This is a genomic window from Gardnerella sp. DNF01195, from assembly GCF_049244175.1.
Classification (GTDB): Bacteria; Actinomycetota; Actinomycetes; order Actinomycetales; family Bifidobacteriaceae; genus Bifidobacterium; species Bifidobacterium leopoldii.
In genome coordinates, this window is sequence record NZ_CP058383.1 from 231776 (window position 1) to 241901 (window position 10126).

Annotated in this window: 7 protein-coding genes; 4 read left to right on the forward strand and 3 right to left on the reverse strand. The window is 44.2% G+C overall.

Annotated elements, in window-relative coordinates; all coding sequences use genetic code 11:
* Positions 1-277: 277 nt before the first annotated feature.
* The gene (locus HXT43_RS00900; RefSeq protein ID WP_064340610.1) at positions 278-739 is read left to right on the forward strand and encodes a hypothetical protein; all 462 of its coding nucleotides are present in this window, start codon (positions 278-280) and stop codon (positions 737-739) included.
* 121 nt (positions 740-860) lie between these two features.
* Here HXT43_RS00900 and HXT43_RS00905 read toward each other — a convergent pair whose 3' ends face one another.
* Entirely contained in the window at positions 861-2207 is a 1347-nt protein-coding gene (locus HXT43_RS00905; RefSeq protein ID WP_064340528.1) for a PucR family transcriptional regulator, read from the reverse strand.
* 15 nt (positions 2208-2222) lie between these two features.
* Positions 2223-4253, reverse strand: coding sequence for a DUF6020 family protein (locus HXT43_RS00910; protein ID WP_421781005.1), 2031 nt, complete (start codon positions 4251-4253; stop codon positions 2223-2225).
* A gap of 102 nt (positions 4254-4355) precedes the next feature.
* Here HXT43_RS00910 and HXT43_RS00915 point away from each other — a divergent pair, with 102 nt between their 5' ends.
* Positions 4356-5258, forward strand: coding sequence for a biotin--[acetyl-CoA-carboxylase] ligase (locus HXT43_RS00915; RefSeq protein WP_004106289.1), 903 nt, complete (start codon positions 4356-4358; stop codon positions 5256-5258).
* Positions 5259-5666: 408 nt separating this feature from the next.
* Here the strand turns inward: HXT43_RS00915 and HXT43_RS00920 are convergent, their stop codons facing one another.
* Complete coding sequence (locus HXT43_RS00920; RefSeq protein ID WP_004106293.1) at positions 5667-6317, reverse strand: biotin transporter BioY; 651 nt, start codon at positions 6315-6317, stop codon at positions 5667-5669.
* Positions 6318-6522: 205 nt separating this feature from the next.
* On the opposite strand from HXT43_RS00920, the gene HXT43_RS00925 reads away from it, so the two are divergent.
* Both HXT43_RS00925 and HXT43_RS00930 read left to right on the forward strand, forming a co-directional pair.
* Positions 6523-8427, forward strand: coding sequence for a biotin carboxylase N-terminal domain-containing protein (locus tag HXT43_RS00925; RefSeq protein WP_410297525.1), 1905 nt, complete (start codon positions 6523-6525; stop codon positions 8425-8427).
* The gene (locus HXT43_RS00930; RefSeq protein WP_112928804.1) at positions 8424-10070 is read left to right on the forward strand and encodes an acyl-CoA carboxylase subunit beta; all 1647 of its coding nucleotides are present in this window, start codon (positions 8424-8426) and stop codon (positions 10068-10070) included. Before HXT43_RS00925 ends, HXT43_RS00930 begins: the two co-directional genes overlap by 4 nt.
* The last annotated feature ends 56 nt before the right edge of the window (positions 10071-10126 follow it).

Below are 10126 nucleotides of genomic sequence, written 5' to 3' on the forward strand. Positions count from 1 at the left end.
TCTGCATTGAGTTCTAAACATTCTCTTATACTGCTAATAGTTTGTTTATTACAACAAAACGCCTTTATTTAGTGTTTTTTCTTTAAAATACTTTCTATTTGTGAAAAATTGGTGTACCCTGTGTTATTGTAATTTAGATTGGTATATTCCGAGTTGGTATATTCCGGGTTGGTTTATTCCGGGTTGGTTTATTCCAGTTTTAATATTGGTATCTGGCTTCTGCGTGTTAGCCCTAACTTTTGCGCGGGGATCAGATAAAAGAGATTGAAGGTCTAATATGTTAAAGAAGAAGACCATTGCAGCTTTCGCTGCAGCTGCTACTTTGCTTGCAGGTTGTGCTTTTGCTGCTCCAGCAATGGCTGATGATGAAATCGATACTCATGTTCTTGAGTACGGTACTCCAGATCCATTGAACGGTGAGAATTTGTATCCAGAGACTCATCAGGCTCCTGCTAATCCTGAGGGTTACAATGACCCTACCCAGGTTCCTGATATGAATCACTGCTACAAGAACGCTTTGGGCACTGTAGTTTGCGAGCCTGCTACAAAGACTTTGTACAACAGAGCTCTTACCAGCAATTTCCATGAGAATGATAAGAAGCCAGCCCCGGCTGCTCCAGCTCCAGCTGCTCCAGCTAAGGCTAAGCTTCCTAAGACCGGTGCCGCGGTAGCTGTGATTGCTGTCGTTGCTTCTGCTCTTGCTGGTATGGGTACTGCTCTTCGCAAGATTCGTCACTAAATTAGTGCTGTAAGTATAAATAATATATTATTATTGTTTGTGCTTGCTTTATTCTTGCATTTAGCGTGTGATGTAAAACCTTTGGTTTTGCGTCGCACGTTTTTTGTTTGTAAAGTTAGACTTAATGTGAATCGCGAATTCTACCAATTGTTATAGCTGTTTGCAGCACATAAGCGGCGCGCGGATCCGTAGCATCCCATCCTGTAGTTTGCGCAACTTTACGTAAACGGTAACGAACAGTATTTGGATGCACATTAAGTTCGTGTGCTGTTTGGTCAAGAGCTCCACCAAAGCGCAAGAACATGTCAATAGTTTCCAAAGTCGGATCGTCATGACTGTAAGGAGCCAAACTTTGATACACCTTGTTGTAAAGAGTATCAAAAGCTGTGGCATCGCCAATAAGTGCTCGCTCCGGAAGCAAATCATCCGTGTGAATGATTTGCGGCAAATGCTTTACTGCTGGAGCAACAGCAATCGCGGCAAGAGTAGCAGTAAGAGCGGAAGAAATCTGCTCAACGCCCTCAACCATGCTGCTAACACAAATCGTCTTATGAGAATTCTCAAAAACTTTGCACAGCTTCTCTAAAGCCTGATCGCTAGGATTTTCGCGTACAGCAAGCAGAATAATATGAGAAGGTGCTGCAAAAGTAGAAGAATTTTTTGTAGATGCTGATATCAGTGCTTGCGTTTTTTGCCAAGCTCCCGTAATGCGCTGCAAAGCACTACTTTGTGTGCGCTCAACTATTGCATCATACGCATTGCAACTACCAAGCTGTGGCCAAATATTTCGGCGCAAAGTGTCAGTGTTATCAGGTGGAATATCTGGTGCTGGCTTGCGATTTGGTCCGTCATCTGGCTTAATTGCAGTGCCGAAAGTTCCTGCAATAACAATAACTTTTGGCGAATCTGACCATTGAAGTAAATGCATGAAAGCGTCAATACGAGCATCTGCAATACCATTCATTAAGCACGTGGCAATAATCGAGTGTAATTGCAAGCGCATCGCCGCGTCAAAAACTTGGCCATCACGATTGTCGAAAATTCTAAGCGGTTCCGAGCTAGTTGATTTTTGCGCGCTGGGTAGTGGAGTAAAACTCGGTGAATTATTACCTTTAGTATTTTCAGAAGATTGACTTGAATGACTCGAACGACTTTGATTTGATGAAAGACGATGCCATAAGTGGTGCTTGTGCTTTTCTTCGTTTTCTTGCTCTGCTTTAGAAGAGCTCTCTTGATCATTTGATACAGCGTTTACTTGCGTTTTGTTTAACTGTTGATTTTCAAGAGAATTGGCAATATTAGAATCCTCCGCGTGCTTTTCTGCTGCTTGTACGCTTGCTAGTATCGAAAGAAAATCGCTACTAAGTAAGCTGTTTCCTGCAAGTTTATCTTCATAATTTTCTTCGGACATAATAGAAGAAGCAGCGCTGCTATCTTGTGCAAACTGAGGTGTATTCTTCTCGTCCATCTTATGCCTTTGATCCTAACATTCTCTACTATTATAGCGCGATTGAGTAAAAGTATCTCGCCAAAAAGTAAGTGCTACAAAGCAGAAAACAAAAGCTAACGGTAGCATGTGTCGCTCAAAATTATTAGCTGGAGCAAGAATCATAACTCCAACCAGCAAGGCAAGTGGAATATGCCATAACAATGTGCGCCAACGGCGAAGAATAATTTCTGCAACTCCAATAAGTAGTGTAAAAATAACGAAAGTATTTCCGTGAATTGGCCAACTTAAAACAGGAATATCACTAAACGTGCTAATGTCTTCTGCAAATTTAGTTCGCCACTTAGGATTCCAATATTTAATCCAATCAGATTTGTGTATGCTGTCAGTGTCTATGTAGTATTCTGGCCCAACATACGGGCGGTCAAAAATATCAAAGTATCCGTAAGTCTTTGCAAGAAAAGCGTCAGTTGCCACAAATGGACTATGCGTAATCATTTGCCACCAAGCGAAATCTAATTTACGAATATTGTCTTTAGTAACGTATCGCCAACGATAACTCACTTTTTTAGATTGCAATCCGGAAGATTTCACAGGGTCTGCGTCATAAGGTTTGTATGCTTCTGCAGTTTGATCCAGATTAAAAATTGGTGCAATAATGCGCTTTGCACTACGTGGTATGCTATGCGGATCGAGCTTAGCTATACGTGCAATTTGTTGTAACTGAATGCCGCGACTCTCAATAGGATCGCCGCTAATAATAGCACCGCTCGAAATAAGCATAATTAACGAGCCGTGAATCACAACGATTGGAAGCAAAATTCCGCAAACCCACAAACGCCAGCGTTTGCGCTCAAAAATAATTAAAAGCATGAATTGAACAACCAGAATATACCAAGCGTATTTTGCAGCAATAAGCATTACACACACTGAAACAATTAATTCCAAAACAGTGTGAAGTCTAGGCTTTTGCGCATTCGGTTTTGTGCTAGGTGTATTTTTAGTGTCCTTCGCATGATAGCAATTAGTTAACTCGTAATTTATGCCAAACCACCAAACAAAAGCGAACGCAAAAAGCGGAGATTTTGTAAGCGCAATAGTTGAGCACAACACGAGCGGATTAAGTAAAAACATAAGCAGAATAACGAATCTTGCAAAAGTTGTTGTGCTGCAATTTGTTGAGCTAGATTCTGCGTTAAGCCAAGGTTTGTTTAAGAAGTGGTGTGCTGTTGCAGAAACGCACCATGCTGCAAATGCAAATTGTGCAAAGGCAAGAAGTGCAATTCCAGCGTCGTTTGAGTCGGTAAAGTATCTGGAGACTGCTGTTGTTGCGCCATAAATAACAGTTAGAACAATGTTGTGCTGATCTGTTAAATAAGTTGGATGAGTTGGCCACAAGTAGTGCGCAGTTGGGTAAATATCCATTGGGACAAAGCTAAAGAAGCCGATATAAGGCTGGTCTAAGCCTGTAATTTTATTCCAAGTCCAACTGTACTCACGAATTTGCGAGCATATATCTGCACCGTATGCGGCAAGTAACGTAGCTGGAACCCAAATCCAGCCCACGAAAAAAGTAAGAAGTAGGTTTCTTCTGTTGCGAGTGGAGTGGTTAATGAACCATTTAGCGCAATTAAAAAATAGTTTTGCAGATTTTAAAAGAAAATGCGAAATATTGCGGAAAATAGTGTGTTTAGTAATAAATTTTTGTAATTTTGACTGTTTTTTATTTTCACTATTTTTTCTTAACGCAATTGACTTTATTAATTTCATAAAACGTTGATATTTAGGCAAAAACTTTTTATTTTTACCGTAGTAAATAAGCACAGTCAGTATTAATGCGTATATTATGAAGGCAGCAACGAAAATAAAAGCATTAACCAACGAAAAATCAGCGATTGATCCTAAATGAACTTTAATATCTTGACTGCGGAAAATTGGCCCCAGGCTAGTGCAAAAAGCAAGTATAAAGCATAACAAAGCAGCAAGAGTGTAATCTAAAAAACGTGCTACAACAGCACGCAATGTGCGCGGCTTCTTGTACTGCTTTTTGCGACGTATGCGCTCCATGTGTTAACACCTGCTTAATTGATGCTTAGCTACTTTGTTTGCTATTGCGCGCAAAACATGCAATGACGCGCGCAAAAATATAATCTGATGTAAATTATACATATGACTATTTTTTCTTCGCAAAGTGTGGCATTGATGCCGCAGACATCAGAAGTAGCAGATTTGGTAAAATATTTCGCAATTACAGATTCTACGCAAAATATTGCGCGAGAAATGATACAAAAAGGCGAAATAATCGCGCGAGATGACGGAAAGCCAGCAATAGTTGCGATTGTGGCAGACGAGCAAACAGCAGGAAGAGGACGATTAGGGCGCGCGTGGGTAAGCCGACCGGGAGAAAGCTTTTTAGTTTCATTCGTAACTTTGCTGCCTAAGTCAATTGTTATGGACGCGAGTCACAACGGGTGGCTGCCTATTATTGCAGGGCTTGCAGCTCGTGACGCACTTCTAGAAACGTTTAAAGAGTGCGGAAGTTCGCCGATACACGGTGATGCTTGCGCGATAAAACTTAAATGGCCTAACGACGTGTTTTTGCACGATTGTAAAGAAGGCGGAATCTTAACAGAAATTGTAGCCGATCCAAGCAAAGACAATGTTGTTGGAGTAATTTTTGGAATCGGATTGAATTTGTGCGTGCCGCAAGAAGTGCTGCCAATTAAGATGGCAACTTCGTTGCAAATGCATATGACTGATTTGCCGGAATCTAAAGAATTGCGTGATACGATTGCTGCAAAAATAGTTACTGGATTGCGTTCTAGACTTGGCGATTTTATGCGTGATTATCCAAGTAACGTTGCAGATTTGCTTCAAGAAGTAAATGGTGTGTGTTGGACTCTTGGACGCGAAGTTAACGTGCATCCAGTTGACGGAAGCGTAGTGACAGGAACTGCTGTGCGGCTTGGAGAAGATGCGTCGCTTACAATTCGTGAGGCATCTGGCGAGGAAATTGTGGTAAAAAGCGGCGATGTGCACGCAGTTGCGTATGAAGCGCGACGACCTGCTTGAGTGCTGCGATTTAGCGCGCGAAAGCAATTCGGAGCGCCGAGCTTGCTCAGGGTTGAAAGCACGGTGTGCTTTCAACGCAAGCGAGGTCTGCCTGCGTCAATAAAGACGCAGGCAGGGCAGGTTAGTGTAGTTGTGCTTTAGAAACTAGGTTGTGACTAGTGTGCGCTGACGACCTGCTTGAGCGCTGCGATTTAGCGCGCGAAAGCAATTCGGAGCGCCGAGCTTGCTCAGACGGAAAGTCCAGTGGACTTTCCGTGCAAGTTCAACAGCGAGCGCTTAAAGCGCAAGCGTCAGCTGTTTGCTAGTTATCTCAGTTAAAGAGCAAGTGCGCGGCAATCTTATACAAAACGGCATTCCTTTTACAGTCGTGTAAAGGAAATGCCGTTTTTCTGCAATATAACGTTTCCGTTACGCGCGCTTTTTGTTAAGTGCGTTGTACAAGCCGGAGCAAGCCGCGCTCGCAACAAAAGCCTTAATCAAATCGCCAATCATGAAGATAATCAAGGTTGCGGCGGCAGTTGAAAGTGGCATGCCAGTTAGGTAGCTTTGACCGAAAATGCCGAATGCGTAAATCACGATCGTGCCGATTATAGAAGCTACAGAGTAAGTGCAGAAGCGTGCGAAAGTCTTCTTGAAGGAGTTTTCTGGCATCATTGCGTCAAGAGCTACGTCGAATACGCGCTTCAAAGCTGCAGTTGCAGCAACGCCAAATATGAAACCGGCTAAGAATCCTGCAGTAGGGCCAACAAAAACAGCCCAGCCGCCCTTAAAGCCAGCAAACACAGGCAAACCTGCTGCGCCAACAGCAAGGTACATAACTACAGAAGCTACGCCTTCGCGCCAGCTCAAAGTTAAACCAATAATGCACAAAACAAGAGTTTGCAACGTAATAGGCACAGGAGTAATAGGAAGATAAATTGCGCCTGCCATGGTAGAAAGAGCCAAAAGCACAGTGAGAAGCGCTGGCTTTGCAAGCCATGCTGCAGCTACTTTCAACTTATTTGCAACGTTTGAATTTGCTGCTGCTGTTGCTGCATTATTTTGATTTATGTTAGTCATGAAAACCTTCTTTTGGTTATTTCCGGTTTGCCGTTTGCGGCTAATAGGTTGTCAATTAAACGGTTTTTCCGGTTGTTTTCCGTTTCGCTAATCACATTACGTGCCTAAAAAATCATGTGCATTGGAGAAGTGTACAAAATTTTGCTCTAGCTTTTGTGTATGTCGACTCATCCGTAAACGCAACTTTTCTAATATCTTGTAACGTATGGTTACGAATATCAAAAAAATTCTCATCGCAAACCGCGGTGAAATTGCCTTGCGAGTTATTCGCACGGCTCACGAAATGGGCATTTCTACCGTTGCTATTTACGCACCTACTGATCGCAATGCGCAGTTTGTAGAAATGGCAGACGAAGCATACGCACTTTCCGGAGACACGTATCGCGATACTTATTTAAACGAAGACGCGATTCTTGACATTATTAAAAGAAGCGGCACGGATGCCGTGCACCCGGGTTACGGATTCCTTTCGGAAGTTGCGTCTTTTGCGAAAAAAGTTAACGATGCTGGGGTTATTTGGATTGGTCCTCGCCCAGAAGCGCTTATTGACTTGGGTGATAAGATTACGGCTCGTCGCGTGGCAGTTCGCGCGAAAGTGCCGCCAGTTCCAGGCATTTCGGAGCCGGTAAAAGATATTCGAGAACTTTTAACTTTTGCGCAAACGCACGGATATCCTGTGATGATGAAGCGCACGGATGGCGGTGGCGGACGCGGCATTACAGTCGTTCGTAACGATGACGAGTTGCGAGGCTTTTACATGAATCACGACGCTCTTCAGGGCGGCGACTTAGATGAATATTTTATTGAGCGTTTTATCGACAAGGCTCGCCACGTTGAAACGCAGTGCGGCCGCGACGCTCACGGAAATTTCACCGTATATTCCACGCGCGATTGCTCGGTGCAGCGCCGAAACCAAAAGCTGGTTGAGGAAGCTCCTGCACCGTTCTTGACTGACGATGAAAAAGATCAGCTTTACCGATATTCTCGTAACCTATTTGAAGCTGTTGACTACGTTGGTCTTGGCACGTGCGAATATATGGTGACTTCTCAGCATAAAGTCTACTTCTTGGAAGTTAATCCGCGATTGCAAGTTGAGCACACGGTTAGTGAGGAAGTTAGTGGACTTGATTTAGTGCGAGAACAGCTCAATATTGCTGACGGCGGCGAGTTGATTAAGGATCCAGAACCTCGCGGACACAGCTTCGAGCTTCGCATTACTTCGGAAGATCCTGCTACGAATTTGACTCCAAGTTCCGGCACTTTGACGAAAATAAAGTGGCCTTCCGGTCCTGGTATTCGCGTCGATTTTGGTGTTGAAGTTGGCGATAATATTTCGCCAAAATTCGATTCGATGATGGGCAAGCTTATTATTACTGCGCAAAGTCGCGAAACTGCTGTCGCTCGCGTGCGTCGCGCTTTGAAGGAACTTTGTATTGAGGGCGTGCCAACTCCAGCAAAACTTTTTGAGCAGATTTTTAACGACCCTGAGTTTACTGCGGAAAATCACAGTTTTGACGTGTCTACTAAGTGGATGGAACGCAAGTATTTGAACCGAGTTCCTGCAGCTTCCTTGGGCGGTCAGCCGGCTTCGCTTGTTTCTGGAAAGTCTGCGGATGAATCCGAAAATAAGCAGCCTGCAATGGAATCCTTCATTATTGAGGTTGATAATAAGCGCGTAAAGCTTACGATTCCGCAAGATATTGTTGATAATTTGACTGGCTCGGCGCGAGTTCGTAGCGTTTCTAGAGCTTCGCAGCCTTTGCGCGGACGTTCGCTTCGCGGAAGTACTCACAAATCTGAAGAACAAAAGCAGATTCCTGGCGTAATCGCAGCGCCTATGCAAGCTGTTATTACGCGCGTGAATGTGGCTGAAGGACAGCAGGTTGCTAAGGGTGATTTGCTTGTGGTGCTTGAGTCTATGAAAATGGAAAATTATGTTTACGCTCCTGCAGCTGGTACTGTTACTGGAATTTTTGTGGGGCCTGGTGACGGCGTGGAATCGGGCGCAAAGCTTGTGACGATTGATCTTGCTGGAGACAAAAGCGCAGATAAAGGCGCAGAAAAATCTTCCAAAAAAAGCGATGAAAAGCTGGAAGGAGAGCAGAAATGAGCGCTTTAGTAAAAGAAAAGTCTGAAATCTCTGAAACTTCAGCGAAAACAGTTAATAACTCTTCTGTTAATAGCTCTGCTGACGATACAAACTTGCAGCCTCGTCGCGGAAAAGCTGCAGTTCAGCACGCAGCACAACTTGCTCGTGACGCAGAACAAAAAGCTTTAGAACGTCAGCACGCAAAAGGAAAGTCAACTGCAAGAGAGCGTCTTGACTTGCTTTTTGACACTGGATCGTTCGTGGAAATCGGACGTTTTAACGGTGGTGACATTAATAACGACGTTGCAGGATGCGCTGTTATCACCGGATTTGGCGAAGTTTATGGCAGAAAAGTTGCAGTTTATGCGCAAGACTTTTCCGTGCGCGGCGGAACTTTAGGCAAAGCTGAAGGCGAGAAAATCTGCCATCTTTTAGATATGGCTGTTGAACTTCGCGTGCCAGTTGTTGCCGTAATTGATTCCGGCGGCGCTCGCATTCAAGAAGGTGTGAGCGCGCTTATGCAATACGGGCGTATCTTCAAAAAAACTTGTGAAGCAAGCGGCTTAATTCCGCAAATCTCAATTATTCTGGGTCCTTGCGCTGGTGGTGCAGTTTATTGCCCTGCGTTAACAGATTTGATTATTATGACTCGCGAGCACTCAAACATGTTTGTAACCGGTCCGGATGTTGTTAAAGCTGCAACCGGCGAGGCTATTAGCATGGACGATTTGGGCGGCGGTCTTGTGCATAACGCAACTTCCGGTGTCGCTCACTATTTGGGAGAGGATGAAGCTGACGCAATTGACTACGCGCGCACAGTTTTGGCTTATTTGCCATCTAGCTGTGAGGTAGAGCCTCCAACTTTTGCCTACGCTGCAACGCGCGCGGATCGCGAAACTGCGCGCGAGTTGGCGAATATTGTGCCAGATAACGACCGTCAGCCTTACGATGTGCTCGACGTGATTCGCAGAATAGTTGACTACGGTGAGTTCGTGCAAGTGCAGGAATTGTATGCTGCTTCTGCAGTGGTTGGTTTTGCTTGCATTGAGGGTCATCCTGTTGGAATCGTAGCAAATCAGCCGAAGGTGAACGCTGGTATTTTGGATGTAAATTCTTCCGAAAAAGTCGCGCGATTTGTGCGATTGTGTGATGCGTTTAATTTGCCTGTGGTGACTCTAGTAGATACTCCTGGTTATAAGCCTGGTTCAGATCAAGAGCACGCAGGAATTATTCGCCGAGGTGCGAAAGTGATTTATGCGTACGCGAACGCGCAAGTTCCACTGGTTACGGTGATTTTGCGCAAAGCTTTCGGTGGAGCTTATATCGTTATGGGTTCCAAGTCGATGGGTGCGGACGTAAATTACGCGTGGCCAACCAGCCAGATTGCGGTTTTGGGTGCGCAAGGTGCTGTGAATATTATTCATCGTAAAGATTTGCAAAAAGCTAAAGAGCGTGGACAAGATGTTGCAGCTCTTAGAAAGCAGCTGGTTGACGAGTATGAGGCGACTACTGTTAACGCAAATCTTTCGTTGGAAACTGGGCAGATTGACGCAATGATTGACCCGGAGCAGACTCGCGATATGATTGCTGGCTCATTGAAACTTTTGCGCAGTAAAAAGCGGGTTTCCAGAACTGGAAAGCATCACGGAAATCAGCCAATGTAAGCATATTTATAAAAACAATAGGGATTATCAAACTTATAACTAAAAACTATAGAACT